Annotated in this window: 26 protein-coding genes, 2 tRNA genes and 2 pseudogenes; 18 read left to right on the top strand and 12 right to left on the bottom strand. The window is 45.0% G+C overall.

Annotation, left to right across the window (positions count from 1 at the left end):
* Nucleotides 1-109 precede the first annotated feature (109 nt).
* The gene (locus tag ACIFO6_RS14950; RefSeq protein ID WP_137062459.1) at nucleotides 110-334 is read right to left on the bottom strand and encodes an alpha/beta-type small acid-soluble spore protein; all 225 of its coding nucleotides are present in this window, start codon (nucleotides 332-334) and stop codon (nucleotides 110-112) included.
* Between the two features lie 105 nt (nucleotides 335-439).
* Between ACIFO6_RS14950 and nrdR the strand changes: the two genes are divergently transcribed.
* The 3 genes from nrdR (at nucleotide 440) to ACIFO6_RS14935 (ending at nucleotide 1,195) form a co-directional block, all read left to right on the top strand.
* Nucleotides 440-907, top strand: coding sequence for a transcriptional regulator NrdR (gene nrdR / locus ACIFO6_RS14945; RefSeq protein ID WP_013309614.1), 468 nt, complete (start codon nucleotides 440-442; stop codon nucleotides 905-907).
* Nucleotides 908-1,034: 127 nt separating this feature from the next.
* Nucleotides 1,035-1,110, top strand: a tRNA-Ala gene (locus ACIFO6_RS14940).
* Between the two features lie 12 nt (nucleotides 1,111-1,122).
* A tRNA-Lys gene (locus ACIFO6_RS14935) sits at nucleotides 1,123-1,195 on the top strand.
* Nucleotides 1,196-1,395: 200 nt separating this feature from the next.
* Here ACIFO6_RS14935 and ACIFO6_RS14930 read toward each other — a convergent pair.
* Entirely contained in the window at nucleotides 1,396-1,857 is a 462-nt protein-coding gene (locus tag ACIFO6_RS14930) for a MarR family winged helix-turn-helix transcriptional regulator (RefSeq protein ID WP_430041477.1), read from the bottom strand.
* Between the two features lie 202 nt (nucleotides 1,858-2,059).
* On the opposite strand from ACIFO6_RS14930, the gene ACIFO6_RS14925 reads away from it, so the two are divergent.
* The 5 genes from ACIFO6_RS14925 (at nucleotide 2,060) to ACIFO6_RS14905 (ending at nucleotide 8,094) form a co-directional block, all read left to right on the top strand.
* Nucleotides 2,060-2,938, top strand: coding sequence for an SDR family NAD(P)-dependent oxidoreductase (locus tag ACIFO6_RS14925; RefSeq protein ID WP_430041476.1), 879 nt, complete (start codon nucleotides 2,060-2,062; stop codon nucleotides 2,936-2,938).
* Nucleotides 2,939-3,134: 196 nt separating this feature from the next.
* Entirely contained in the window at nucleotides 3,135-4,790 is a 1,656-nt protein-coding gene (locus ACIFO6_RS14920; RefSeq protein WP_430041474.1) for a helix-turn-helix domain-containing protein, read from the top strand.
* A gap of 181 nt (nucleotides 4,791-4,971) precedes the next feature.
* The gene (locus ACIFO6_RS14915; protein ID WP_430041472.1) at nucleotides 4,972-5,922 is read left to right on the top strand and encodes an iron-hydroxamate ABC transporter substrate-binding protein; all 951 of its coding nucleotides are present in this window, start codon (nucleotides 4,972-4,974) and stop codon (nucleotides 5,920-5,922) included.
* A 160-nt stretch (nucleotides 5,923-6,082) separates the two neighbouring features.
* A complete protein-coding gene (locus ACIFO6_RS14910; protein ID WP_430041470.1) occupies nucleotides 6,083-7,090 on the top strand; it encodes a FecCD family ABC transporter permease in 1,008 nt (335 codons plus the stop codon).
* Nucleotides 7,087-8,094, top strand: coding sequence for a FecCD family ABC transporter permease (locus tag ACIFO6_RS14905; protein WP_430041469.1), 1,008 nt, complete (start codon nucleotides 7,087-7,089; stop codon nucleotides 8,092-8,094). Before ACIFO6_RS14910 ends, ACIFO6_RS14905 begins: the two co-directional genes overlap by 4 nt.
* Nucleotides 8,095-8,294: 200 nt before the next feature.
* On the opposite strand, the gene ACIFO6_RS14900 is transcribed toward ACIFO6_RS14905, so the two are convergent.
* The 3 genes from ACIFO6_RS14900 to ACIFO6_RS14890 are packed head-to-tail and all read right to left on the bottom strand — an operon-like array spanning nucleotide 8,295 to nucleotide 10,729.
* Nucleotides 8,295-9,296 carry an alpha/beta hydrolase family protein gene (locus tag ACIFO6_RS14900; protein WP_430041468.1) on the bottom strand — a complete coding sequence of 334 codons (1,002 nt, stop codon included), beginning with the start codon at nucleotides 9,294-9,296 and terminating at the stop codon, nucleotides 8,295-8,297.
* Complete coding sequence (locus ACIFO6_RS14895; protein ID WP_430041466.1) at nucleotides 9,293-9,946, bottom strand: GNAT family N-acetyltransferase; 654 nt, start codon at nucleotides 9,944-9,946, stop codon at nucleotides 9,293-9,295. Before ACIFO6_RS14895 ends, ACIFO6_RS14900 begins: the two co-directional genes overlap by 4 nt.
* Before the next feature lie 27 nt (nucleotides 9,947-9,973).
* Complete coding sequence (locus tag ACIFO6_RS14890; protein ID WP_430041464.1) at nucleotides 9,974-10,729, bottom strand: MerR family transcriptional regulator; 756 nt, start codon at nucleotides 10,727-10,729, stop codon at nucleotides 9,974-9,976.
* Between the two features lie 201 nt (nucleotides 10,730-10,930).
* On the opposite strand from ACIFO6_RS14890, the gene ACIFO6_RS14885 reads away from it, so the two are divergent.
* Complete coding sequence (locus ACIFO6_RS14885; RefSeq protein WP_044647084.1) at nucleotides 10,931-11,809, top strand: radical SAM/SPASM domain-containing protein; 879 nt, start codon at nucleotides 10,931-10,933, stop codon at nucleotides 11,807-11,809.
* A gap of 142 nt (nucleotides 11,810-11,951) precedes the next feature.
* Here ACIFO6_RS14885 and ACIFO6_RS14880 read toward each other — a convergent pair whose 3' ends face one another.
* Nucleotides 11,952-12,518, bottom strand: a complete 567-nt coding sequence (locus ACIFO6_RS14880) for a TetR/AcrR family transcriptional regulator (protein WP_430041462.1) — start codon at nucleotides 12,516-12,518, stop codon at nucleotides 11,952-11,954.
* Nucleotides 12,519-12,714: 196 nt separating this feature from the next.
* On the opposite strand from ACIFO6_RS14880, the gene lpdA reads away from it, so the two are divergent.
* The 3 genes from lpdA to ACIFO6_RS14865 all read left to right on the top strand — a co-directional run bounded on the left by lpdA (nucleotide 12,715) and on the right by ACIFO6_RS14865 (nucleotide 16,135).
* On the top strand, nucleotides 12,715-14,100 hold the full coding sequence (lpdA, locus tag ACIFO6_RS14875; RefSeq protein WP_430041460.1) for a dihydrolipoyl dehydrogenase: 1,386 nt from the start codon (nucleotides 12,715-12,717) through the stop codon (nucleotides 14,098-14,100).
* Nucleotides 14,101-14,220: 120 nt separating this feature from the next.
* Nucleotides 14,221-14,622, top strand: coding sequence for a hypothetical protein (locus ACIFO6_RS14870; protein WP_430041459.1), 402 nt, complete (start codon nucleotides 14,221-14,223; stop codon nucleotides 14,620-14,622).
* The gene (locus ACIFO6_RS14865; protein ID WP_430041457.1) at nucleotides 14,564-16,135 is read left to right on the top strand and encodes an AraC family transcriptional regulator; all 1,572 of its coding nucleotides are present in this window, start codon (nucleotides 14,564-14,566) and stop codon (nucleotides 16,133-16,135) included. The genes ACIFO6_RS14870 and ACIFO6_RS14865 overlap by 59 nt, the downstream gene beginning before the upstream one ends.
* A gap of 114 nt (nucleotides 16,136-16,249) precedes the next feature.
* Here ACIFO6_RS14865 and ACIFO6_RS14860 read toward each other — a convergent pair whose 3' ends face one another.
* From ACIFO6_RS14860 to ACIFO6_RS14845, 4 genes are all read right to left on the bottom strand, one after another.
* Nucleotides 16,250-16,660 (bottom strand): DUF4183 domain-containing protein, encoded by a 411-nt coding sequence (locus ACIFO6_RS14860; RefSeq protein ID WP_430041455.1) that lies wholly within the window; start codon nucleotides 16,658-16,660, stop codon nucleotides 16,250-16,252.
* Between the two features lie 84 nt (nucleotides 16,661-16,744).
* Complete coding sequence (locus ACIFO6_RS14855) at nucleotides 16,745-17,560, bottom strand: DNA alkylation repair protein (RefSeq protein ID WP_430041496.1); 816 nt, start codon at nucleotides 17,558-17,560, stop codon at nucleotides 16,745-16,747.
* Nucleotides 17,561-17,647: 87 nt separating this feature from the next.
* Complete coding sequence (locus ACIFO6_RS14850; protein ID WP_430041453.1) at nucleotides 17,648-18,184, bottom strand: peroxiredoxin-like family protein; 537 nt, start codon at nucleotides 18,182-18,184, stop codon at nucleotides 17,648-17,650.
* A gap of 191 nt (nucleotides 18,185-18,375) precedes the next feature.
* Nucleotides 18,376-19,050 (bottom strand): Crp/Fnr family transcriptional regulator, encoded by a 675-nt coding sequence (locus tag ACIFO6_RS14845; protein WP_430041451.1) that lies wholly within the window; start codon nucleotides 19,048-19,050, stop codon nucleotides 18,376-18,378.
* A 196-nt stretch (nucleotides 19,051-19,246) separates the two neighbouring features.
* Here ACIFO6_RS14845 and ACIFO6_RS14840 point away from each other — a divergent pair.
* A pseudogene (locus tag ACIFO6_RS14840) lies at nucleotides 19,247-19,457 on the top strand (ankyrin repeat domain-containing protein); the annotation flags it as partial.
* 100 nt (nucleotides 19,458-19,557) lie between these two features.
* Here ACIFO6_RS14840 and ACIFO6_RS14835 read toward each other — a convergent pair.
* Nucleotides 19,558-19,719: pseudogene (locus tag ACIFO6_RS14835) on the bottom strand (LysR family transcriptional regulator); the annotation flags it as partial.
* 352 nt (nucleotides 19,720-20,071) lie between these two features.
* Between ACIFO6_RS14835 and ACIFO6_RS14830 the strand changes: the two are divergent.
* The 3 genes from ACIFO6_RS14830 (at nucleotide 20,072) to ACIFO6_RS14820 (ending at nucleotide 23,728) form a co-directional block, all read left to right on the top strand.
* On the top strand, nucleotides 20,072-20,818 hold the full coding sequence (locus ACIFO6_RS14830; RefSeq protein ID WP_044647095.1) for a DeoR/GlpR family DNA-binding transcription regulator: 747 nt from the start codon (nucleotides 20,072-20,074) through the stop codon (nucleotides 20,816-20,818).
* A 2-nt stretch (nucleotides 20,819-20,820) separates the two neighbouring features.
* Nucleotides 20,821-21,732 (top strand): 1-phosphofructokinase, encoded by a 912-nt coding sequence (gene pfkB, locus ACIFO6_RS14825; RefSeq protein WP_430041450.1) that lies wholly within the window; start codon nucleotides 20,821-20,823, stop codon nucleotides 21,730-21,732.
* Between the two features lie 67 nt (nucleotides 21,733-21,799).
* The gene (locus tag ACIFO6_RS14820) at nucleotides 21,800-23,728 is read left to right on the top strand and encodes a PTS fructose transporter subunit IIABC (protein ID WP_430041448.1); all 1,929 of its coding nucleotides are present in this window, start codon (nucleotides 21,800-21,802) and stop codon (nucleotides 23,726-23,728) included.
* Between the two features lie 102 nt (nucleotides 23,729-23,830).
* Here the strand turns inward: ACIFO6_RS14820 and ACIFO6_RS14815 are convergent, their stop codons facing one another.
* Nucleotides 23,831-24,706: a LysR family transcriptional regulator gene (locus ACIFO6_RS14815; RefSeq protein WP_430041446.1), complete on the bottom strand. Its 876-nt coding sequence runs from the start codon at nucleotides 24,704-24,706 to the stop codon at nucleotides 23,831-23,833.
* A gap of 111 nt (nucleotides 24,707-24,817) precedes the next feature.
* Here ACIFO6_RS14815 and ACIFO6_RS14810 point away from each other — a divergent pair, with 111 nt between their 5' ends.
* Both ACIFO6_RS14810 and ACIFO6_RS14805 read left to right on the top strand, forming a co-directional pair.
* Complete coding sequence (locus ACIFO6_RS14810) at nucleotides 24,818-25,204, top strand: tautomerase family protein (RefSeq protein ID WP_430041445.1); 387 nt, start codon at nucleotides 24,818-24,820, stop codon at nucleotides 25,202-25,204.
* A 68-nt stretch (nucleotides 25,205-25,272) separates the two neighbouring features.
* Complete coding sequence (locus ACIFO6_RS14805) at nucleotides 25,273-25,599, top strand: carboxymuconolactone decarboxylase family protein (protein WP_430041443.1); 327 nt, start codon at nucleotides 25,273-25,275, stop codon at nucleotides 25,597-25,599.
* Nucleotides 25,600-25,626 lie beyond the last annotated feature (27 nt).

The following is a 25,626-nucleotide window of genomic DNA, read 5'->3' as shown; positions in this document are numbered from 1 at the left end:
TCATGACAGAATGAGCCTGATGGCATTAAAATGAAAAAAGCGCAGGATAGGCTGCATTTAGCAGCCCGTCCATACACTTTTTCTTGTTGCTTCTGCGTTATTACCGCGATTATTGGTATTGACCTGCCAATTGTTGTTCGGCGATCGTTACGAGGCGTTTTGTGATGTAGCCCCCGATCGAACCGTTCTCATAGGAAGTCATGTTACCTTGGTATCCATCTTGAGGAATGCTGATACCCAGCTCTTGAGCGATTTCATATTTCATTTGCTCCAGAGCGCCGGAGGCTTTGCTGACTACCAGGTTGTTGGAGTTGCCATTGTTTCCTTGTGCCATTGTTGTTCACCTCCTCGCGACGTGGTAAACCTATTATGAACCGTTTTGACAAAATTATTACGAAAAAGTACAGGGGATTTATTGGAAAAAGAAAGTGGTGAATTTATGAAATGTCCTTACTGTGCTTACAATGGAACAAAGGTGCTGGACTCGCGGCCTGCGAATGATAACAAGTCCATCCGCCGCCGCCGCGAATGCGAGCAATGTGCCAGGCGTTTTACCACCTTTGAAATGGTGGAGGAGACTCCACTGATGGTCATTAAAAAGGATGGCAGCCGTGAAGAATTCAGCCGTGATAAAATGCTGCGCGGTCTCATTCGGGCCTGCGAGAAGCGTCCTGTATCTGTCGAGCAACTGGATATGATCGTATCCCAGGTGGAAAACGCTATCCGCAACACAGCCGCTACTGAGGTGGACAGCCAGCAGATCGGCGAGCTGGTCATGGAACAGCTCTATCCTGTTGATGAGGTTGCCTACGTGCGCTTTGCGTCCGTATATCGGCAGTTCAAAGACATCAACATGTTTATGAAGGAACTGAAAACACTTTTATCCAAAGATACAGCCAGCGACTAGATCGCTGACTGTATCTTGGTTGATGGCGGAAGGGTAATTATAATTTTTTTTTATTAAAGTATTGACACAGGGATGAAAATTTTATATGATATAGGAGTCGCTTGAAACGTTTTTAATTACATATAATGGGGCCTTAGCTCAGCTGGGAGAGCGCATCGCTGGCAGCGATGAGGTCAGGGGTTCGATCCCCCTAGGCTCCACCAATTTTATATTATGGACTCTTAGCTCAGTTGGTAGAGCAGTTGACTCTTAATCAATTGGTCCAGGGTTCGAGTCCCTGAGAGTCCATCCTTTAGAAAAACGGCAGAAATGTCGTTTTTTTGTTTTGAATTTAGCTTTGTTATCCTTCGTGGTCACACGTTTGGTCACAGAAGGCCCTACTTTCTTGATGAAAAATAAACGCCATGTTCTCTTTAATGAGGACACGACGTTTATTTTAGTTTTACTCGATGCTTTTAAGAAAGGCAGTCATTCAACCTATGAGCTTGTTACTTATGATCAAATCCGTTAAAATCCCTGAGCATTTCAATAAAATGTTCAAGTTGTTCATCGTCCCATCTTGAAATGTGTTCGTAAAATACAAATTCTTTCTCTTTTAGAGCATCCATCGTCTTTTGTCGCCCAAGCTCAGTGAGGGATAGAAGTATTCCTCGACGATCATCAGGGGAGGCTTCCCTTTTCACATAACCCAAAAGCTCAAGCTGTTTGACGAGACGGCTAACCGAACTGCGATCCATAGCTGTTGATTCCGCCAGCATAGTGGCGCTTGTTGGGCCGTACGAGTAAAGCCAACGGATAATATGGAAGCCCGCAGGTTGTATTGAAGGATTGAAACGTGCTGCAGTTTTGACATTTAGCGCATGTGAGGCGCTTATGAGGGCATTGATTTGTTCGCCGAGCCCCAGCTCCAATTGGCCTCTTGGTGTATTTTTGTGTCGATCAACATTCATCCTATTTCACCTAACCTTAATTGATAAAGTAAATCATTCAAGTAAATTAATTGACATATATCAATTAAAATAATATAGTTGATTTATATCAAGTATATGACTACATCAGCTGCATGTCAAAACTTGAGACGGATATAATGGAGTAAAGCAATGAACGGCCAATTACATTGACAATGACTATTCAGTACAAAGGAGAATCACTATGATGGCTAATCCGATTGTTGTAATAACTGGCGGAACGAGTGGTTTGGGGCAACTCGTTGCGATTGAATTGGCTAAACGTGGTACTCATCTTATCCTGACAGCCAGGAGCAAGGATCGCGCAGAAGCTACTGAAAAAATGATAAAAGAAATGATGCCCTCAACAAAAGTAGACTTTTTTTTCGGTGACCTATCCTTAATGAAGGATGTCAGACGTATAGGAAACGAGATTTCAACTGCATACCCCAAAATAGATGTGCTTTTGAATAATGCAGGACTGCATGCATTCGAACAACGGGTAACCTCCGAGGGATTTGCAGAAATGATGGCTGTGAACTATTTATCACCGTGGTTATTGACGCACGCCTTACAGCATTCCTTGAAAAATGCAGGAAGCGCCAGAATTGTCAATGTTGCCTCGGAAGCTTCACGCAATCATGGCGAGCTTAAGCTCCCTGAGGATTTGACCCATATATCTCCTTTTACTGCCAGAGGCTCTTCTGCAATATATGGAAAAACCAAGCTGTATAACATTATGTTTACGGGTGAATTGGCACGTCAATGGACTGGAACGGGCATCAGTGTGAACGCTCTGAATCCGGGGTTTAATGTTACTGGTCTCGGACGTGAGCTCTGGTTTGCATCAATGCTTGAGCGTTTATTGAATTTTTTTCATATTGGTGATCCACGCAGAGGAGCTGATATTATGACTCGCTTAATGGTGGACCCGCAGTACCAGGCAGTAACAGGAGGGTATTTTAATGTTGGAACCGGACATTCGATTGTACCTGTAGACCCCGGTGGAGATATTGCTATGCAAAATAAACTGTGGAATTGTACGAAAGAATTACTGCAACAAAGAGGTCTTCTTACAATATAACCTGACTTTATGGATTACAGCGGTAAACTGAGGACTGTTTTGTAAAAATCCAAGGTGGGGTAGCATGAAAAAAGTTTGATCATTTATAGTATATATATCGTTTTTATGCTATATAATTGGACTTTTTTGCTTAATAAGATCCAGACACAGAGGACTGAAAGACGTTCCTCAATATTTTGTAATGGAGGCTTTGCTTGTGGATAACGTTGTCTCGGAGTGGGCAGAGTCCCATTTTCCTTTATATACGGCTGACAGTATCCATTCGCTGTACAGCACCTCGAATTTTCCGATGTATAAGATTCATGAGAGTGTAACCGTGCTGATTGCGATTGCCAGCGGCAAAGGTATTCTCAGGATTAATGATCAAATGTACGAGCTCATGGAAGGGAGCGTCATCCTTCTCCCGGCCCATAGCCATGCCGCTTTAATTACGAATCTCCAGCAACCACTTCATGCTTATAAGCTTTTAATCCGTACGCGAGAGCAGGCAAATCCTCTACCCACAGGTGTAATGATGCGGAAAAGCGAGGTGGCCTCTAATGCTAATATTCAGTTTTTTCCTTATGAACCTGCGATTGTGGCCCATGTGGAGGAGCTGTATATCCATCGTTTACCTGCTAGTGAAGCCCGTCATGTGCAGAATCAAATTATATTTCACCAAATCATTCTTCTACTGTTGAAACAGCAGGAGGCCAAGTATGCTGCCAGTGAGCAGCCGTCGATGGAACACAGTATTACTTATTTGGAAAACAACTATAGCGAAAAAATAATGCGTGAGCAGTTGGCCGCGATTGCAGGCGTAAGCCGATCACATTATTCTATCCAGTTTAAGCAGCTTACCGGTTTTTCCCCGAACGAATATTTGTCGCGGCTGCGTGTTCACCGAGCCAAAGAGCTGTTAATAAGCGGATCAGGCACGCTTCGGGAAATTGCAATGAAGGTAGGTTACAAGGATGAATTTTATCTAAGCCGTCGTTTTAAGCAGCATACAGGAGCATCACCTTCAAGCTACAACCGCGGATCATCCCAACGTGTGGCTGTATTGCTCATACCTTACGCCAGCCATCTGTTGCTGCTTGGATTGGAACCTGCTGTCACCATTTCGGAAAGCAGCGAATATGTGAAGACGAATGGTCTGGAGCCGCCGCAAACGATGAAGTTTATAAGCACGAACTGCTCTGCTGAACAGGTGAACTCGGTATTGCTCGATACCCACATTGAGTTGATCATTGCAGCCAAACAGCATTTGCACCAATATGGGCTGAATCCTGAGCATTTGCGAGTTGTAGCGCCTATCGTGGAAATTTCATGGATGGAAATGGGATGGAAAGAGCATCTGCGTCGTATCGCACATGCTGTTCAGCGGAGCGATCGGGCAGAGCAGTGGTTGGCTGCTTTTGAAAAGGAAGAACAGGCAGCCCGCTCTCTGGTACAGCAATGCGGAGTCGCTAATGAAATCATAACGATTTTGGTGATTAAGCCGGATAAGCTGCTCGTTTACGGAGCGAGAAATGTCGGATATATTATCTATCAATCGCTTGGACTACGGCCTCCTGAATTGATCGGGCAGGAGATGAAGAAGCTAGGGGATCAATTTCATTCCATTCCCATTGAGATATCCCAACTCGCAGCTTATGCAGGGTCGCAATTATTGGTTGCAGTGTTTCCGGATGAGAAGGGCTCCACCGCACATAGTGAAATGGTATTCAAGTCCTCCTATTGGAACAGCCTTCCCGCTGTACAGCGGAATAATGTACGTCTGCTTGACCTGGATGAATGGTTGCCCTACAATCCGGTTTCTATTCGTTTGCAGCTTCAACGCGCGGTAGCTTTATTTACAAGTGATCAATAGTCCAAGTCATTTTCCAAACAAAAAGGCATGGTTCGGCGCATAGTGGTTCCATATAATTAGTTCATACAAATGAGAATGAATTTCATAATCAATGAAAAGGGTACGAAGTTCAAGATTAGTATCTTATCTACGATATGATGATTCATTGAACATAGCGTTTTGAAAGGGAGAGAGTTATTTTATGAGAAAGCTGTTTATTCCGCTGGTACTTTTACTTGTGGTTGTATTGAGTGCTTGTGGAGGAAATCAGGCGAACCATGCCGAGAATGGTAAAAGTTCGTCCTCTGAGGCTACTTCGGATTCGAAATCGAAATCTACCACTTTCGTCTATCAATCCGAGAATGGCCCCGTAGAGGTTCCGACTCATCCACAACGCGTCGTTGTGCTTACCAGATTTTTAACGGGTAACGTGATGGCACTCGGTGTGCCTCTGGTTGGCGTGGACGAAATGTCCAAGACCAACCCGAATTTTGAAGAAAAGCTGAAAGGCGCCGAGGCGGTAACAGACGAAAGTCTGGAGAAGATCATCGAGTTGAATCCGGATCTGATTATCGGGCTTTCAGATATTAAAAATGTCGATAAATTTAAGCAAATCGCTCCTACTGTCACTTATACATATGGCAAGGTGGATTTCTTAACCCAGCAACGTGAAATCGGCAAATTGTTGAATAAAGAAAAAGAAGCACAAGCCTGGATTGATGATTTTACAGCCCGTGCCCAAAAAGCCGGAAAAGAAATCAAGGCGAAGATTGGTGCCAATGCGACGGTTTCGGTCATCGAGACATTCAATAAGCAGCTCTATGTCTATGGCGATAACTTTGGCCGTGGAACCGAAATTCTCTATCAGGAGTTCGGACTCGCCATGCCGAAGAAAGTGAAGGAGGCGACCCAGAAAGAAGGATATCTTGCCTTATCGACGGAGGTTATGAAGGATTACCTGGGTGACTATGTCATTTTCAGTAAAAACGCGGATGAGGATAATTCGTTCCAGAATACCGAAACGTACAAGAATATTCCCGCGGTCAAAAATCAACGTGTCTTCGAGGCCGACGCGAAGGCGTTCTACTTTAACGATCCACTGAGTATGGAATACCAATTGAAATTTTTCATTCAACATTTTCTCGGCCAGTAAACGTTGATTCCTATTTCGGGACCGCAACGATTAGGGACGTCTACGATTCAAAGCATGGCAACGATAGGCCTTTCGTTGTAAATCATTTTTATTCGATGCGAAGGAACTGGTTATCTAACAGTTTCTTCGCATATTTCATTAAAGAAGAGATGAGAGTCCGATGAAGATTAAACAACATGCCTTTCCTTTTGCGTATAAGCTCTTTGGCAGTGTGCTGGCGCTCATTGTGTGTTTCATCATTTCAATGATATTCGGTGCAGCGGAAACGACGCTCCACGACCTGTGGCTTGCTCTCACCTCGGGTACCAAGGATGACAAGATTCTCATGCTGCGTGAGATTCGGCTACCCCGCGAGCTGGGGGCGATGCTGGTTGGTGCCGCTTTTGCTGTGTCCGGTGCTATTATGCAGGGAGTTACCCGCAATCCGCTGGCCGATCCGGGCTTGCTGGGCCTGACTTCCGGCGCCAATATGGCGCTCGCATTGGCTTTCGTATTCATCCCGGGCATAAACTACTTCGGCATCATGGTAGCCTGCTTTCTCGGGGCCGCTCTGGGCGCAGTTTTGGTCATCGTCCTTGGCTCAATTCGTCGAGGCAATCTGTCCCCGATCCGAGTCGTTCTAGCGGGAGCGGCTGTATCCGCGTTTCTGTATGCCATCTCGGATGGCGTCAGCATCGCATTCAAAATTTCAAAGGATGTATCCATGTGGACTGCCGGGGGTCTGATCGGAACGACGTGGGGACAAATACAGGCCATTGCACCAGTCATCCTTCTTGGCATCATGGTAGCTCTGATGCTTTCCAACCAACTGAGTATTCTCAGCCTGAGTGACGAGGTGGCGGCTGGATTGGGGCAAAATCTGGTATGGATTAAATCCATCCTGTTCGTCCTTGTCATTGCGATTACGGGTGCATCGGTCGCGCTTGTTGGAAACATGGCATTCGTGGGGCTGATGATTCCTCATATTGTCCGTAAAATGGTTGGCACCGATTATAGGTATATCCTGCCTTTCTCGACTTTTGTAGGAGCTACGTTCATGCTGCTTGCAGATACGCTGGGCCGCACGATTAATACACCTTACGAGACGCCGGTGGCAGCGATCGTGGCGATGCTGGGCTTGCCCTTTTTTCTGCTCGTTGTGCGTAGAGGAGGTAAAGCTTTCTTATGATTCTGTCCGCACTTGTTCGAAAACAACGCCTGATCCTGCTCGTCAGTTTAGGGCTAATTATTCTAACCGCTATAGCCAGCATGGCCTGGGGATACTCGTCTTTGTCGTTTGACAGGCTGCTCCCTGTTTTGTTCGGTCAAGGCACCTTCAAAGAAGAATTTGTTCTGTTCTCTGTCCGGCTGCCACGGATTTTTATTACGTTGCTATCGGGCATGGCGCTTGCGTTATCCGGCTCTATTCTGCAAAGTATCACCCGTAACGACTTGGCCGACCCAGGCATCATCGGCATTAATTCTGGCGCGGGCGTAGCGATTGCGTGCTTCTTTCTGTATTTCCCGATTGATGTCGGATCGTTCGTCTATGTTCTGCCACTTGTCGCTTTTATGGGCGCATTAATAACAGCAGCTTTGATCTATGTTTTCTCGTATAGCCGAGCGAGCGGACTTGATCCCATCCGGCTGGTGTTGGTCGGGGTTGGTTTCTCGCTTGCGCTGTCGGGGATCATGATTGTAATCATCTCCTCGGCGGAACGCTCGAAGGTCGATTTTATCGCGAAATGGATTGCGGGCAATATATGGGGCACGGACTGGCCGTTCATTTGGGCGCTGCTTCCCTGGCTGATCCTGCTTATACCGTTTACCTTGTACAAGTCGCAACGTCTCAATCTTCTTGCTTTGAGCGAGCCGTCGGCGATTGGCGTCGGTCTGAAGCTTGAACGGGAACGCCTCGTTCTCATTCTGACGGCGGTCGCTGCGGCTGCATCTGCGGTATCTGTCACGGGTGGTATCGCGTTTATCGGGTTGATGGCCCCGCACATGGCCAAGGCCCTGGTCGGGCCACGCAATCAGTTGTTCATTCCCGTCGCGGTTCTGCTCGGTGGATGGTTGCTGTTAATCGCGGACACAGTCGGTCGCAATCTCACAGATCCCGACGGTATTCCCGCAGGCATCATGGTGTCGTTAATTGGTGTGCCTTATTTTGCTTATTTACTGCTTAGGAAGTAGCACCGACGCGAAGTCAGGCAGGCTAATTCAAGTAGTCCAGAGCTAGAGAGCTAGAGTCCCGCAATATCAATCCTTAAAAAACGGCAGAGATGTCGTTTTTTATTAGTTTATAAGTTCTGATTTCGAAGTACTACCATGACTGCGATTTCCAAGATAGGATACGTTGTATCTATGAGGAGATTGATTGCAGTATTTTGTATTCAGTAAATTAAATAATCGGCGAGGATTTTCAAGTACTCATCATTCACCAATTTTCTAGGGGAAAATACGGCTGTTAAAAAAGTTAGAGATTTTGAATGTGCGACTTTTTCATTCATCATGGAATGGTTGGCTTCAGGTAAATGGATGACGGACAGCAGCTCTGAAGGCACCTTCTGTCGATATACTCGTTCAGTATCTTTTACATCAACGTTAATATCTTTTCCAGCCAGAACCAAGAGTACAGGAGAATTAAAGTAGCCTAATTCTTCGGTGGAATCAGACCGGAAATTTTTGCCTATAAAGCTCCATCTTTCTTTGGAAATCAAATTGTCTGGGTTGGCTATTTTCAGGTATTCTTCATAAGAAGCTTGTTTTTGTAGTAATTGCAAAATCTGTTGATTGTAGTCCAATCTCTTTGTAATTTTTTGCGGAGTAGCCCCTTCCTGTTCCATCTCTTTTCTGGTGTTAAATTGCCCTTGTGTAATCCAGTTCACGGCGGGCGATACAAGGATGCTGAAAGCAATATTGTGCTCCTTTTTAACGATCTTCGGAATGACCCATCCAGCTTGACTGGCTCCCCATAGGCCGATTTTTTGCTTATCAATCATCGGTAAGGTTCTCGCCCAGTCTATTGCATATCGGATCTCCTGTGCCCGGTCCTCCATGCTTTGATCCAGCCAATTTCCAGGAGCGCCATTAATACCGGGCTTATTTAAGGATAAGGAGGCGTAACCCTTGGAAGCGAACCTTTCCCACAGCGGTTTGTATCCATCATCATATGTGTCATTGATAGGACCATCCCCATGGACAAAAACAACCAGTCCAACCTTTCCCGAGTAGTCCTTAGGCAAAGCTAATGTACCCGTTAATACCCCTTTAGGAGTCGTAATTTGTATTTTTTCTTCCGTCATCTTGTAGGAATCTTGATATAGAATAATCAATATTAAGGCAACAGCTAGACCTGACGCAATACCAAGGATAAGCTTGGATGTTCTTTTCAAAGGTGTTCTCTCCTCGAATGCAGTTTAGTTTCTTTCCAAGTCATCAGATGCCATACAGGCTCCTTGAACCAAAAATGTCGCAATCCATTGCATTTGGATTGTTCTACTTCAAACGCTAGTTTCTGATACAAACGGATGGCCCCCTGGTTCTTATGCTCTACATGAAGCGTCAACACATGAAAACCGGATTCAACCGTAAATTGCTGTGCGAAAGCTAGAAAACGTCGTCCTATTCCCTGATTACGATGACTTGAGCGAATCGCCAAATGATCAATATAGCACTCATCTGAGGCAGGCTTATATTCCAGCGCATGCATACCTGTCAAAAATTTAAATACATTGAAGCAGCCAAACTGTTTTATGAGCGGAGCCCAAGAAATGGGTTTTGTTTTAGGGAGCGAAGAGGAAGGTACTTTCCATTTGAGGGAGAGAATACCGACAACTTCTTGGTTCTCTTTAACTACAAATTGCTTCATAGTTGAAGGATTAGGGTCTTGAACCCAGACCTTCATGAGTAACTGCTGTATATCCTGATCCTCCAGTGTAACAAGAGCTTGAAATTTAGTTTTAAATGATTCCACTAAGAGCTTACATACAGCTTCATAATCTTGCTTTTGATAAGCAACAATGTCAATTGATTCTGGACTCATGTAACGGCCTCCCGCACTCTAAAAAGTTTATTTTACTTGTACTTGAATCTCATATTGCAGCTTGTTGTTGTCGAACATGGATAGGTAGGATTTTTCTACTAAAATAATCTTGCTTTGGCACTTATATTGGTGCTGAGTGACATAGCGCTCTAATTGTTGGATTTCATACTCAATCTCGTCGTCTTCAGTGACGGAAAAATGCTTATAAAGATAGCTACCTTCTTCCAGAATATAGTCAGCTGTTTCTGTCGTTTCATAACATAGCTTCACTTGTCCAGAGTCAGATAGATAATGCAGATCATTTTCAAATAACTGAGGTGGAGCGGGTCGTTGTTCGAATAAATCCCTGGCAGTGAGCTCTTGATCTCTCTCAAATGCAAACCAGAGCTTTAAATGTCGGGGACCTAGCAGCCTAATCTGATACTCATTGTCCTGATGAGTGAGGTTATGATGTTCTTTTAGCACTTTGTGAATAAACTGTTCGAGCAACTTCAAATTAGCTATTTCATCCTGTACCCTCTGCAACGAATCCTCTAAAAGCTGGTTGTAATCATTGGCAGCGTAGGAAGTCATGCATTCTTCAATCTGACCCACAGAGACATTTAATTTACGTAGCAATAAAATATGGGAAAGCTGATAAATTTCATCAAGCCCGTACATTCGATATTGATTTTTTTCTGTGTATGACGGATACAGGATCCCCTTTTCTTCAAAATATCGCAGTTGATGTACAGATACATTCATAAGCTGTGAAAGCTGGCTGATCGTAACGTGCTTTTTCAATGACAAGACTCCTTATGGTGTAGTTGAATAACTTCACTATAAACCTTAGGTCAGACCTAAGGTCAATAGCAAATTGAGGACAGCAAAAGATGAGCAAATGAACGAACATAAATGATTTACCTATCAGTGATAACCCGTTATAATCATAAGATTAGTGAGCATAAACAAGATGCTTAGGATGAAGGTTAGAATGGGGAAATCATGTTGAAGACTTTCAAAAAGGTATATATTGAAATTACAAGTATCTGTAATCTCGCTTGCAGCTTTTGCCCTCAGACGCAGCGTGTTAAAAAATTTATTGATCCTGAAATTTTTCGCGACGTTCTTGACCAGGTCAAGCCGCATACGGATTTCATTTATTTGCATGTAAAAGGAGAGCCGTTGCTCCATCCGAAGATTGATCTTTTGCTGGAGAGCGCTCATGAAAAAGGCTTGAAGGTGAATATTACCACCAACGGCACTTTGCTGCCCAAAACCGGACATAAGCTGTTGGGTCAACCCGCGCTACGGCAGATGAATTTTTCGCTTCACAGCTTTGACGGGCATGAAGGCTCGGTAGATCGGGAAGGGTATTTGGGCAATATTTTTACGTTTGTAAGGGAAGCTGTGAAGCATAATGTCATTATCTCGTTCCGTCTCTGGAACCTGACTCAAGATAATTTGACGAATGTGCAGCGTCAGCGCAACCGGGAGACACTTGAACGACTGGAGCAGGAGTTTGGGCTGGACTACCGGATTGAGGAAAAGGTTATACCTGGGAGTGGGATTAAAATTGCCCCCAACGTTTATTTGAATCAGGATCACGAATTTGAATGGCCTAGCCTGAGTGCCCCTGAGGATGATGGAAAAGGCTTTTGCCATGCGCTTCGCAGCCAGGCGGCGGTATTGGTGGATGGAACAGTTGTCCCTTGCTGTCTGGATGGGGAAGGCGTCATTAATTTAGGTAACGTGCATGAGCAATCTTTTTCCGACATTGTTGAAGGGGAACGTGCAAATCGCTTGTACTTTGGGTTCTCCAAGAGAGAAGCGGTGGAAGAGCTGTGCCGCAAATGCGGGTACCGTAAACGCTTTGGAACATAACTGAGATTTGGCAGGTGGAGACTTCGAATCTCTGACAAATCGCTATCCCCGTTTTGAGCTTAGGTCCATAGGGAAAAGCCGCTAAATACCAAGGATTGATTGGTGTTTAGCGGCTTTTTTCGCACGTAAAACATGCTCACATTCAATTGTTAACCAGCGCTTTGGCGTGCTGTTTGCCTGCTGAGAGAAGGCTGTCGCTCAGTTCAGGATCATTAACTGAACGTGCAAGCACAAGAGAACCGATCATACTGCTGAACAACGCGCTACCTTTGGACAGATCCATTCCTGCCAAACGGGAGATAAACGTAATCATTCGTTCCAGCTCCTGCGTGAATATCTGCCGGATTTCTTCGGAAGAACGGGCTATGTCTACGGAAAGGGCAGGAATAATACATCCAATTTCTGTTCGATCACGGTGATAGGTGCTTAAATAGTAGTCTATGACAACATTAATTTGGGGATCTTGCTTTTCTTGGTCAACGGCCTTCTGAAGGAGTGCGAGGGTATCACTGACTGCATAGCGACAGGCTTCGGCGACTAGCTCTTCTTTGTTGTCAAAGTGTGAATAGAACCCGCCGTGAGTTAATCCGGCGCCTTTCATAATAAAGGGCACACTTACATCGTGGATACCGTTGGCACGAAAAGCCTGGGCAGCACTTTCAACGATCTTGCTCCGCACTTTCATCTTATGGCCTTTTGGGTAAGGCATTGTAATCACTCCACGGCTTCATAATGCTAGCTTCAAAATATTATAATCATCATAATAAAATGTGTCAATTGCTCTTCATGCCACGACAACTTCAGTAGAGCTGATCGCGACTATTGACGTATACAAAATATGATGACTATAATATATTATGATCATCATATTTAAATAGGGCAATTTTAAAGGGAGGCATCAGGTTATGAGCAAGCTTGAATCTGTAGATACACTGGTCATTGGATCAGGACCGGGAGGTTATGTGGCGGCATTGCGTTCTTCTCAGCTTGGAATGAAGACAGCGATTGTCGAACGCAGTCAGCTAGGTGGAGTCTGCACGCATGTAGGCTGCATTCCATCCAAAGCTTTGATTGCCGAAGCACATCGTTATGAGATACTCAGGCAGTTCAATCAGGCCGATACAGCAGCGTCATTCGTGAATGCTCAAGCCTTCAAGCAGGGGATTGTGAATAAGCAGGCAGGCGGAGTCGGATATTTAATGAAAACGGCAGGCGTGAGTATTCTGGAAGGGGAGGCAAGCCTGGTTGACGAGCATACAGCCATCATCAAGCAAAATGGAGCGGAACAAACCATCTCCTTTAAGCATGTCATATTGGCAACTGGTTCCCGCCCAATCGAGTTGAAAGCCTTTCCGTTCGGCGGACGTATTTTGTCTTCTACAGAGGCGCTTTCGCTCCCAGAGGCTCCGACCAGTCTGGTCGTGATAGGCGGTGGATATATCGGCGTCGAGCTTGGACAGATGTATGCCAAATTTGGAACAAAGGTAACGATTCTGGAGGGAGGGGAACGGATATTGCCGGGGTTTGAGGTGGATCTTGTGGCCCCTGTTGTCAAGCAGTTGAAAACAGATGGTGTAAACATCGTAACTGGTGCGACAGCCGAAAAAGCCGTGCAGAATACGGATACCATTACGCTGCATTATTCAAAAGATCAGGAGCAGCATCGTGTTACCGCAGAGTTTGTATTAGTAACTGTAGGCAGAAAACCCAATACAGATGGCAGGTTAGGACTGGAGCACATTGGCTTGCCAGTGACAAGCAGGGGGCTGATCGAGACAGACGAGCAGTGTAGAACAGCTATTCCCCATATTTTTGCCATTGGAGATATTACAGCGGGTCCAGCGCTTGCCCACAAAGCTTCCTATGAAGCGAAGATTGCAGCAGAAGCGATAGCAGGTCAAGCTGCTAAAGTGGATTATAAAGCCATACCGCTGGTTGTTTTTTCTGAACCGGAGCTGGCTAGTGTTGGTCTAAGTGAAACTGAAGCCAAGGAAAAAGCCTTACCGATTGTCATTGGCAGAGCTTCTTTTTCGATTAACGGCAGAGCATTGGCACTAGGGGCAGCAGAGGGGTATATCAAAATCGTAGCAAAGCAGGACTCGGGAATCGTACTGGGGGCGCAAATGGTGGGTGTCGAGGCGTCAACACTCATTTCGGAGCTTGCTCTAGCCATCGAGATGGGCGCAACCGTAGAAGACTTGGCTCTAACCATTCATCCCCATCCTACATTGGGAGAAGTAATTATGGAGGCTGCGGAGAACGCGGTCAGAAAAATGGATAGTACAAAGTAAAGGCTCCGTAAGAATCACTTCATTGCCTGTGAGAATGATTATCAACTATAATGGGTTATAGTTTGAATCTGAATGCGATCAGGTACGTGGATGGTTTGGATCGGGGGCTGGACAAAAGCAATGAAATTAAATGATCACATCTTGCTCTGGAATCATGTTTTTATACAAGTGATGGATGTTCGTCATAAGAAAATGGGTAAAGGGGAGGAGTTGCGAACCTATAGACTTCCGGCCAGTGCGTTCTTGTATACTCTGCGCGGAAGTGCGCGAGTGCGGCTGGACGACAGCATTCATAGGCTGGGGCGTTTCCATGTGCTGCATGGGGGAAAAGGGATGTGCCTGAGTATCATTACGGAAGATGTGCTTGAATATTACATCATTCTGTACAAGGCAACGTTGGCCCTGCCCGGTCGCAAGGAGATTGCACAATTGTTGGAAAAGGAGAATCCTTTTCAGAATCAGTATGCTTTCGCACCTCATTATCCGCTGCGTCAAAGCTTTATTTCATCAATTTGTATATGAGCTGTTGCAGCAGTTGTATCGACAAGGCATTGAACCCCTTAAGCCCGACCTGGTAGCGCAGGCTGTAGCTTATATTCGTGAGCACTCTAGCCGATCTTTGACACTTGAGTCCATTGCAGAGGAACTGGAGTGCAGCGCTGGGCATCTATCGAGGCTGTTCAAGAATAAAATGCACACCAGTCCGATTCATTACTTGGGTCAGGTACGGACAGATCGAGCAGTTCAGCTTTTAATGCAGACGGATGCTACTTTACAGGAAATTGCGGAGAGTGTGGGGTATCCGGATGCTCATTCATTAAGCCGCAGCTTCAAAAAATACAAGGGAGTATCTCCCGTACGATTCAAAAAAGAGCGGCAACATCATTTCGGAAAGCAAGATCAGGATATGCCCCAAACGATGCTAAAATATGCCCTTCAGCAGACACCTTTGACGCGTTATACTGATATCGATTATCAATATCAGTATAACGCGGAGGGAGATTTATTTATGCACGGAAGAGTCAAAATAACGGCCATGATGATTATGCTGTGTTTATCATTGATGCTGGGAGCTTGTTCCGCTCCTACAAATACAAATGGAAGCTCGCAGACAGAGACTAATCATACAACGACATCATCCAATGAGGATGGACAGGCAACGGTACAAGCAAAAACAAGAATAGTATCGACACTAAAAGGGGATGTAGAAGTACCTGCAAACCCGAAACGAGTTGCATCTGATCAGTATATGGGTCATCTTTTGAAACTGGGGATTATTCCGATAGGAGTCAGAAGCTTTATGCTGAATGAGGCTTGGATTGATAAATCGGGATATCCAAAAGAGAAGTTGGCCGGAATCAAGGATCTCGGCGAATTCCCTATGAATCTGGAGAAGCTGACGGTTCTGCAACCGGATTTAATTATAGGTTCGATAGAAAAAAACATCGACAGCTACCAAAAGGTTGGAACAACTGTGTTCCTGCCATATTGGGAGGGCGAATCTACAGCGGGGCCGCTGGATAAATTTCGCAGAATCAGTGAAATCTTTGGCAAGCAGAAAGAAGCGGAGCAGTGGATCACTGAATATGAGAAGAAAGTCGCAGAGGCCAGAAAGAAAATTGACGGTATCGTTAAAGATGGTGAGACGGTTTCCATCGTGCAAGTCGCGAATAAATCAGTATATGTTTTAGCGGCAGAAGGCGGAAATTACGGAAGTCCAACCATTTATCAGATGCTAAAGCTGCCACCTACGAAGAAAGCTTTAAACATGAAAGAAGGATTCGAAAGTATTTCGCTTGAGGTTTTGCCTGAGTATACAGGGGATCATATCTTTGTATATGGTTCTGAAGATGAAGGGGCCAGTCAAGTTCTAAATAGTGAGCTGTGGAAAGGCCTTCCGGCTGTAAAAAAAGGACAGGTTTATATGTATGGCTCATTCAGCGAAAAGGGCGATGAGTTTGTCATGGAAGATCCATATTCGCTGGAGCTTCAACTCGACACTATTGTGAATATCCTATTAGCCCACAAAAAATAAACTTTTATATAACATTTCCGATAAATCATTTGGTTCAAAGAGAAATAAACCGCTAAATACGAGGGGAAACCCTGTGTTTGGCGGTTTTTTATGGTTATTTTATGATGAGTCAGCTCAGTCGCTTATAGTAGTCGTCACTGTGACGTTGTTGACAGAGGTTGAGGAGGCGCTAGTGTTGAAATTGATCACCTCAATGACTACCGTTACGCCAACAATCAATCCTGTATTTATGATTAGATTAGCAGTGGAAAGCGTTGTTAACCCGCCTCGCTGTAACGTTCCATTTATAAATACATTATAGTATCCGCTACTGGTGGGAACGATAAGTCTGTTTGCCGCGACTGAAGTACCACTATCATTTGTAAAACTTTGTGCTGGGATGGTGGTCACTCCTCCTAAAATGTTTCCAAGCACCACAGGAGCTGTGTAACGATTGACGATTGGAGTGATATTAATATTCGTTGTGACAGCTATGTTTCCAGAAACGATGCTGTCAGCTTTCAGATAGATTCGGATAATAGACAAAGGAATTCCTCCATTTCTAATATTCCAGATATATCTGATAGTTTATGTGTATCATCTGGATATGGATTGGATGGGGAAGAGTCTCTAACTACTGTTTTTTTTCAAGCTTCTTGTGGCTCGTGTGACTATTCGTTTCGTTTCTTTTGTATCCGAAGTCTTCAGCCATGTATCACAAACTTGAAGCACCCACTCGGGATTTGTTTTACTGGCATCATTCAGCCAATTGCCCACGGAGTCCTGTACATATTTGACTGTGTCGGATTTGACAGCTTCCAAAAGTGGAAGAGCCAGCTCTGGGTGTTCTTTTAATTCGGGAATATGCTTGGCCCAGACACCTTGTGGCCGTGTTGATTCGATGGCAAAACGACGGATATTAGCATCCTGATCCTGTACCCAACCATTTAGCAGTTGAAGCGCTTCAACCAGTTGCTTGGAAATCGGTTCTCTCACGGCCATCCAGGCAATTTCACGCACCCCAAAATGTGAATCTGCTGCAAAAGGGCGAATGCTCGCCAATTTCTGTTCTACACTTAAAAGGGGATCAACCCCGATGATATAGGCAGCCCAGCAGCGGATACTGTCTGAAAGATGAGAGGCCATCGCATCAAAGATTCGAGAGCGTTCTTCCTGTGCTTGCTGCTCGAACAGGTTCAGCCATGCTCGCGCGATTGCAGGGATCATTTTCATGATCTTCTTTTCCTGCAAATGGTTCAGCTCGGAGAGAAAGACATCGGATTCTCGCTGTAAGCCAAATTCATCAAGAGCATTTCGTAGCAGTACAATATGATCGACAGCCAGCCATTCGGTGAGATTCACCGTCTCAAGCTGCCCCTGCTGTAGCAGTCGAACCACATCATCAGGGATATCTATTCCTTTGCGAGCCCCTTTTCGTTGTAAAATCGTATCTGCAATTGGAATGAGCCTTTTACTATTCATACTTTATTCCCGCCTTTTTAGATAAATCGAACGATCTTCTAAGCGATTAAGCTAGAGAGAATGAAGAACATGTAGTACCTCCGAAGGTTCCATACGCTTTTTGTAATCAGCATCAGCATATCCTGCACGAATGATACCTTCTTTATCAATTACATAGGTAGCGGGTACTGGCAGCTCCCAGACATTGTCACCATTAAATGAATCCAGTGGAATGTCTAATGTTCTGTAAATTCCATGTGCATATTCAGGCAGTTTGAATTTGAGATTGTATTTTTCTGCTATTTGATTATGCAGGTCACTTAACACAGGGAAACTCAATTCGTTCTTTTGCTGTACTATAGTTGAATACTTGGGAGTTTGTGGACTAATCGCGATTAATTGAGCATGGGCGGACGTAATACCATCTATGATTCGCTGATATGCTTGTAGCTCCAGATTGCAGAATGGACACCAGCCCCCTCTGTAAAAAATAAGAACAACAGGGCCTTTTGTTGTTGCTTCAGATAAGGTTATGGTCTGGCCTGTAAGGTCAGGTAAACTAAATTCCGGCGCTTTGGTTCCAATGCTTAATCCATAAGTGGCATTCATATTGCGAATATCCTAGATCGACTTATCAAATATATCCAGTACTTCTGAAGGAAGCATTTTTTCCATGTCTGCTTTGGCTGCATTCAGTTCTCTTTGTAAATTTTGATTGTCCATTTCATCCACTCCATATCGTAGGTTTTCCAAGTAGCTATACGATACTTCTTTTCTCTGGACTATAGATGTAATGTAGCTTACAACTCCAGCAGCTTTTCCCGATGGATGTAAATGGTTTTAAATCCGGTCTTAATGACCTTCTCTTTTACAAGCTCCTGTAAGGCAGCAGTCACCGCTTCTCGGGTTGCTCCGACTAAATGAGCGATTTCTTGATGGGATAGCGGGAAATTGATTTTATAATACTCATCTTCACTTTGGAGAGAGAACTGATCGGACAGTTTTATAAGAACATACAAAATTTTATCCTGTAAATTCCCCAAAGCCAGATGTTGGGCCAAACGGCTCATACCTGAGATTCTATCGCTTAACACTTTGATCAAGCTCATCATGAATCGCGGATGTTGCAATAAAAAATGTTCGAATCGATTTTTATCCATCAAACAGATATCGCATTCTTCTATGGCTTCTATATACATATCCCGTGTTCCTAATGAGATGATGTCCATGTCACCAAATACATTTCCTTCGCTGAGGATGTCCAAAGTAAATTGCTTCCCATCCGCATTCAGCTTGTACAGACGGACCTTTCCCTTTTTCACAAAATAAAGTCCCTCGGAAAAGGTATCCGGGGTTTGAATAAATGTATTTTTCGGTAGGGTCGTAATGGAAGTCATTTGATCCATTTCAACTAAATCTTCTAATGAGAGACTATCAAGCAGATTGAATTGGGATAGGTATTGAATGCTATTCATATGTTCTCCTTATGGTTGCTGGTGACGTACAGAATCATAATACAATTATAGCTTCTCTAAGGAACTTTGGTCTTCTATTACTCACCTTTTTATAAAGGAGAAGGTAATGAGCGCTTGGGAATCAGGCGGTTTTATGTTAAAGAGGGGATGGTATAAAATAGAGATATATACGAGATACATATGAAAGGGAATGACTATGATCAAATTAAAAGATATCGGTAATTTCGAGGTTCTTCCTGAGATCGCAATGCATATCGTTGAAGGGAATATACGTACTCAGCAAATATACAACATTAAGTCCCTTGGACATTACGCTCATTTACGGGCAGTTGGATGTGTTGAAGCTGCTGGTGGAGCAGGGAGTTCAACTCAATGTGAAAGACAACCCCGCATTCCTGATGGCTCTTTGCTGTGTCCAGCACGATAAGGGCTTTACAGATGGCGATTGAATTTTGGAGCTGGAGCATTGTAGGTTCGACATAAGGAGAATAATCGCTCCCGTGTCTAGCTTTCCTTTTCACGCATGACAAAGGGCTCATGCATCATCTCCAATAAAGTGATCTGCTGATTAGCATAGCGGTGGTCCGGTGCGACTACAAACCATAGCTCATCACGAAATAATTCTTTTGTCTCAATCGTATCCGGGTGTTGCTCCGGCAGTCCCCCATAGCAGACCGGTCCAATATAGCGTTGACTCAGTTGGATGGGATGGCCGAAATCTGCTAAGCACAGAGGGGACCAACCCGAGTGTTTAGCTTTTTTTGCTGTGGTAAAATAACATGGATTGGAACGTCAGAACGTTTTTGAACGTTTACTGCTGAATTCCTATGTAAGAAGAATGGATTTACATAAAAATGGATGTCATCCCCTTTCAATGTAAACGCAACCAAGGCGATGGGGCTTGGAATTCACCATTTTGTAAAAAAATAAAGTTAGAATGAAGTTTTTTGAATCTTTTTGAAGAAAATTGATTGTTTTTTGTGAGGTTTATGGTACGATATGAACAGTTGGGGGAATGAAGATGCTGACGGAAGAAAGATACAAGTTAATAATACAGCGCTTACAAGAACGCGGTGTTGTGAAGTTGCAGGAATTGGTCGATCTGTTGGGCGCTTCTGAATCAACGATTCGGCGTGATTTAATCGATCTTGAAGCCCGTCAGTTGCTAAAGCGGATTCATGGTGGGGCATCCTTGCTGAATCAGAAAAGTCAGGAACCCGGCATGGAAGAAAAAGCATTCAAAAACGTTCAACAGAAAAACGCAGTCGCCCGTATGGCCGCCAAAGAAATTTTGGATGGCGAATGTATTTATCTGGATGCGGGAACAACAACGATGGCGATGATTCCTTACATTGAAGCTAAAGACGTGACGGTCGTGACCAATGGTCTATCCCACGTAGAAGCACTGGTAAGCAAACGAATCAGAAGCTATCTACTGGGAGGGATGATGAAAATTCATACCAAGGCCGTAATCGGGAGTATTGCCCTGCAGAATATGGACAATTTTCGGTTCGACAAGTGCTTTTTAGGAACGAACGGGGTAGATGTGGAAATGGGGTATACAACTCCTGATCCCGAAGAGGCGCTGATTAAACGTCGTGCCCATCAGCTATCAGGCAAAACGTATGTGTTGGCCGATTCCAGTAAGATTGGTGAAGTTACCTTTGCCAAGCTGTTCGAACTGAAGGAAGCTATCCTTATTACAGAATCGGTGCCTGAACGCTCACGTCGATCCATTGCTCAGAAAACTAAGATAATCGAGGGATAACGATGATATATACAGTAACACTGAACCCTTCCATTGATTATATCGTGGAAGTTGAAGACTTGAAGCTTGGTGATTTGAACCGGATGAAACGTGATTTGAAACTGCCGGGCGGCAAGGGGATTAATGTATCGCGTGTGTTGAATCAGTTGGGAGCAGACAGCACGGCGATTGGTTTTCTCGGAGGATTCACAGGCAGGTTTATCAACGATACATTGCGGGAGGAATCCATTAAAACTAATTTTGTAACCATCGAAGATGATACACGAATCAACATTAAGCTCAAGCATGGCGATGAGACGGAAATTAATGGTTTGGGACCTGCTATACGTGAGCAAGAGGCAGATGCACTGGTGCAAAAGCTGTCGGGTCTACAGAAAAATGACATTGTCGTCTTGTCTGGAAGCATCCCGCCGTCACTAGGGGGAGACTTCTATGATCGGCTGATTAGCGTATGCCAGCAGACCGGGGCTGAATTCGTCATCGACACCACAGGTGAAGCGCTGATGAAGGCACTGGTCCATAAGCCACTGCTCGTCAAGCCGAATCACCATGAACTGGCTGAGCTGTTTGGCGTAACTATCAACTCCAAGGAGGGGATTGTCACTTACGGCCGTAAGCTGCTGGAGGCAGGTGCTAAGAATGTACTGATTTCCATGGCAGGAGAAGGAGCTTTGTTCATTACGGTAGACGAAGTGTATCACGCTAATGTACCGGCAGGAACGGTTAAAAATTCTGTAGGCGCAGGTGATTCCATGATTGCTGGATTTGTGGGTACGCTGGCCCTTCATGGCGACCCGATCGAAGCATTCCGTGCGGGTGTGGCATCTGGAAGCGCAACCGCGTTCTCCGATGATCTGGCTACAAGAGAGAAAATTGAACAATTACGGTCGCAAGTCGCGATTTCGAATTGGTAATCCCGCTACATCATGATCTTATTAGGCGTGTGTCGACACGCTGATCGAACTTAGGAGAGTGTGAAAAATGAGAATAACAGACCTGATGATTAAAGAAACGATGATCATGGACTTGCAGGCAACGACAAAAGACGGGGCGATTGAGGAACTTATCGCCAGACTCGAAGCCAGCGGACGCATTAATGACCGGGCATTGTTCAAGGAAATGATTTACAAACGCGAAGCAGAATCCAGCACCGGAATTGGCGGCGGCATTGCGATGCCGCATGCCAAGACCAAAGCTGTGAAGGAAGCGACGGTCGTTTTTGCAAAAAGCAGTAAAGGCGTAGATTTCGAATCGTTGGACGGTGAGCCGGCGAAAGTCTTTTTCATGATTGCGGCTCCAGAGGGAGCAGCGAATACGCATCTTCGCACACTGGCGGCGCTTTCGCGGTTATTAATTGATACCGATTTCATCGGTAAGCTTATGAATACGCAAACACCGGATGAAGTATCCGAGCTGTTTGATACCAAGCAGGCTGAAGAAGAAGCTGCTAAAGCAGCAAAAGAAACAAAGAAGGAAGCTGCCAAGGCACAGCAAACACCGGACGTTATCGTTGGCAACCCGGATTCTGATGAATTTGTGGTTGCGGTTACCGCTTGTCCTACAGGTATCGCGCACACGTTTATGGCTGAAGACGCTCTCATTAAGAAAGCGAAGGAGATGGGCGTGAATATCCGTGTAGAAACGAACGGCTCGGAAGGCGCGCAAAACGTACTGACGGTAGATGAAATTCGGCGTGCCAAAGGTGTAATCGTCGCAGCCGACAAGAAGGTGGAAATGGCCCGCTTCGACGGCAAGCCTGTATTGCAAAGACCGGTAAGCGACGGTATCCGTAAATCCGAAGAACTGATCCGCAAAGCGCTGAACGGCGATGCTCCAATCTATCGTAGTGAAGGCAAGGGCAGCGCTGAAGAGGCGAAAGCGGAAAAAACTAGCGTCGGCAGTAAAATTTACAAGGATTTAATGAACGGTATCTCTCATATGCTGCCATTCGTTGTAGGCGGCGGGATTTTGCTGGCGATTTCCTTCCTGTTCGAGCAGGTAGCGGGAGCGGATAATCCGATCTTTAAACTGTTACAAACGATTGGCGGCGGAACGGGTGCGTTTCACTTCCTGATTCCTGTTCTTGCCGGGTTTATCGCGATGAGTATTGGGGATCGTCCGGCACTGATGCCAGGTATGGTCGGCGGTTTGATGGCTGTAAACTCTAATGCCGGTTTCCTGGGCGGTCTGGCAGCAGGTTTCCTGGCTGGTTATGTGGTTATCTTCCTGCGTAAAGCTTTTGCAGGTCTGCCTAAAGCACTGGATGGTTTAAAACCAATCCTGTTATACCCGGTATTTGGACTCCTAATTTCAGGCGCGATTATGTTCTACCTGTTCGATCCGATTTTCGGTGGTATTAATACATGGCTTGTCAATGTTCTGAACAATTTGGGTACAGGAAATGCAGTGATTCTGGGTCTGATTCTGGGCGGAATGATGTCGATTGACATGGGTGGACCTTTCAACAAAGCGGCTTATGCATTTTCAATCGGTGTCTTTACTTCCAGTGGTAACACGAACGGGGCTATGATGGCTGCTGTTATGGCGGGCGGTATGGTACCTCCGCTGGCGATCGCATTGGCTTCGACGTTCTTCAAAAATAAATTTACTGAGCAAGAGCGCAAGTCTGGTTTGACAAATTATGTACTCGGTTTGTCCTTTATTACGGAAGGAGCAATTCCATTCGCAGCTGCTGATCCTCTGCGCGTCTTAACCTCTTGTATTGTAGGTTCAGCGATTGCTGGTGGTCTGACACAGTTTTGGAAAATCAATCTTCCAGCTCCACATGGAGGAATTTTTGTAGCAGCTCTTGCCAATCATGCTTTGCTGTTCTTGCTTGCAGTGGCGATTGGCTCCGTGATTTCCGCGCTCATTCTGGGGTTGTGGAAAAAACCGCTTGAAGCGAAATAACTGGCATTAGCCGCTAAACACCAGATTTCTGAGTGTTTGGCGGCTTTTTGTTTATGCAAAGGTGTCGGCTTGCGAACTAAAACGATTTGCGCCTGGCCTGAGCTATCGCCTACAAAGCTCCTTAACCAGTTGCATAAACAGCTTTCGGGCTGAGGACATATATTGCTGATGCTGGTTGCTCTGTAATAGTCCAATAGGAATATTAGGGTCTGCTAGCTGGAGGGGTAAGGTGACCAGGTCATCCGGCAGAGGGAATGACGATAGAACCACTCCGACCGAAGGAATCGTTTTTACAAATGAAGGTATAGACGAGATTTGGCTTACGGTATAAAAAAACGGCATCGACGGAAAGCGGGAAAGCTCTTTTTCCAGCCGGATATGGTACAGGCAGTTCTTCCCTCCAACGATAAGCGGGTACTCATACAGGTCTTCGAGATGAAGCTCGCTTTTTACAGCGAAGGGATGATCACGGGATACAATAAAGGCGATTTGTTCGTGATACACAGATTCAAAGTGCAGGGCAGGAACCGAGTGAGGTTCCCCGCAAATTGCAAAATCAAGCATGTTGTCCATCAAAGCGTTCGAGAGCGTATCCGTGTTTCCAACTGTAAAATGGCACGACATATTCGGTTTGTGCTCCCGAAACTGAAGCAGAACCGCGGGCAGTACGGAAGCCGCCACTGTTTCGATCACACCGATGTGGAGGGTGCCGATTTCCTCCTTTTTCAGAGAGTTGGCCTGATCCAATACATAATTCCAATGCTGAATAAGCCCATTTACCTCTTCTGCATACACTTTGCCTGAGGCCGTTAATTCTGCATCCCAACCTCGTTTAAAAAGCTGAAATCCCAGCTCCTTCTCCAGCCTCTGGATTTGGCTTGTAACAGTAGACTGCGCGTAGTTTAATTTGGCGGCAGCTTTTGAGAAGGTTCCTTCTTCAATGATAGTACGAAACGTGGTTAGCTCTTTCAGATCCATGAACACTCATCTCCATCGGTAAAAATGAATATATTTATGATTATTTTCAATTATATAGATGAAAATAGATAGAGTACAATTAATGTATCCCAACGGACAGGAGAGATAAACATGCCATTTGTACGCGTAGGTTACATGGAGGATCAATACACAGAGAAGGAGTTGCCTGGGATTAGCTGCAGTATCATGAACGCTTTGATCGAACATTTTCAGGTGCCGGCACAAGATTATTTTCAGGTTTTTCATGCTCATAAGGAGAGCGGGTTTTATTATAGTCCGGATTATTTGGATGTACTCAGAACGGACAAGCTGCTTTATATCCAAATTACGATGGGATCGGGTAGAACTACGGAGCAAAAAAAGAGTTTCTACCAAATGTTAGCTGAACTCTTATCCACCGAATGTAAGATCAGGCCGGAGGATGTATTTGTAACACTGGTGGAAGCTGAATTAGAGGATTGGTCCTTTGGCAACGGGCTTGCCCAGATGATTCTTTAGCTGGAAACTGCACATTTGCATACGATCTGCATAACTGCACAACGGGGACGAAGGGAAGTGCTGAATGAATGAAGCATAAATTAATCATGTCGAGTGTGCGGGAAAAGGTTGGTGATTTTGCACCCGCTTTTGTGAGCTATACAGAGGATGTTCTTTTTGGGGATGTATGGAGAAGAAGCGAGCTATCTCTCAGAGAACGGAGTCTCATAACCGTTTCCGCCTTGGTAGCGGGTGAGCATGGGGGGCAGCTTCCCTATCATCTGAATTTGGCCAAGGATAACGGATTATCGGAAGAAGAACTGGTTGAGGTCATCACTCAGCTTGCCTTTTATGTAGGATGGCCCCGAGCCGCCTCAGCGATTCAAATCGCCAAAGACGTATTTCGGGGAGGGTGATGGAAACCATTCTCGGGCTCAGTGGCA

This window comes from Paenibacillus sp. NRS-1781, from assembly GCF_050467745.1.
Lineage (GTDB): Bacteria > Bacillota > Bacilli > Paenibacillales > Paenibacillaceae > Paenibacillus > Paenibacillus terrae_A.
The sequence above is the reverse complement of the archived record's forward strand: the minus strand, read 5'-3'. Positions and strand labels throughout refer to the sequence as shown.

Coding starts and splice junctions, on each gene's coding strand:
- ACIFO6_RS14880 (WP_430041462.1), bottom strand. CDS start 12,518: ATGCCTTACCCAAAAGGCCATAAGATGAAAGTGCGGAGCAAGATCGTT.
- ACIFO6_RS14910 (WP_430041470.1), top strand. CDS start 6,083: ATGAAGATTAAACAACATGCCTTTCCTTTTGCGTATAAGCTCTTTGGC.
- ACIFO6_RS14925 (WP_430041476.1), top strand. CDS start 2,060: ATGATGGCTAATCCGATTGTTGTAATAACTGGCGGAACGAGTGGTTTG.
- pfkB (WP_430041450.1), top strand. CDS start 20,821: ATGATATATACAGTAACACTGAACCCTTCCATTGATTATATCGTGGAA.
- ACIFO6_RS14865 (WP_430041457.1), top strand. CDS start 14,564: ATGCTTTCGCACCTCATTATCCGCTGCGTCAAAGCTTTATTTCATCAA.
- ACIFO6_RS14805 (WP_430041443.1), top strand. CDS start 25,273: ATGAAGCATAAATTAATCATGTCGAGTGTGCGGGAAAAGGTTGGTGAT.
- ACIFO6_RS14820 (WP_430041448.1), top strand. CDS start 21,800: ATGAGAATAACAGACCTGATGATTAAAGAAACGATGATCATGGACTTG.
- ACIFO6_RS14915 (WP_430041472.1), top strand. CDS start 4,972: ATGAGAAAGCTGTTTATTCCGCTGGTACTTTTACTTGTGGTTGTATTG.
- ACIFO6_RS14845 (WP_430041451.1), bottom strand. CDS start 19,050: ATGAATAGCATTCAATACCTATCCCAATTCAATCTGCTTGATAGTCTC.
- lpdA (WP_430041460.1), top strand. CDS start 12,715: ATGAGCAAGCTTGAATCTGTAGATACACTGGTCATTGGATCAGGACCG.
- ACIFO6_RS14810 (WP_430041445.1), top strand. CDS start 24,818: ATGCCATTTGTACGCGTAGGTTACATGGAGGATCAATACACAGAGAAG.
- nrdR (WP_013309614.1), top strand. CDS start 440: ATGAAATGTCCTTACTGTGCTTACAATGGAACAAAGGTGCTGGACTCG.
- ACIFO6_RS14870 (WP_430041459.1), top strand. CDS start 14,221: ATGAAATTAAATGATCACATCTTGCTCTGGAATCATGTTTTTATACAA.
- ACIFO6_RS14815 (WP_430041446.1), bottom strand. CDS start 24,706: ATGGATCTGAAAGAGCTAACCACGTTTCGTACTATCATTGAAGAAGGA.
- ACIFO6_RS14895 (WP_430041466.1), bottom strand. CDS start 9,946: ATGAGTCCAGAATCAATTGACATTGTTGCTTATCAAAAGCAAGATTAT.
- ACIFO6_RS14850 (WP_430041453.1), bottom strand. CDS start 18,184: ATGAATGCCACTTATGGATTAAGCATTGGAACCAAAGCGCCGGAATTT.
- ACIFO6_RS14885 (WP_044647084.1), top strand. CDS start 10,931: ATGTTGAAGACTTTCAAAAAGGTATATATTGAAATTACAAGTATCTGT.
- ACIFO6_RS14930 (WP_430041477.1), bottom strand. CDS start 1,857: ATGAATGTTGATCGACACAAAAATACACCAAGAGGCCAATTGGAGCTG.
- ACIFO6_RS14950 (WP_137062459.1), bottom strand. CDS start 334: ATGGCACAAGGAAACAATGGCAACTCCAACAACCTGGTAGTCAGCAAA.
- ACIFO6_RS14830 (WP_044647095.1), top strand. CDS start 20,072: ATGCTGACGGAAGAAAGATACAAGTTAATAATACAGCGCTTACAAGAA.
- ACIFO6_RS14905 (WP_430041469.1), top strand. CDS start 7,087: ATGATTCTGTCCGCACTTGTTCGAAAACAACGCCTGATCCTGCTCGTC.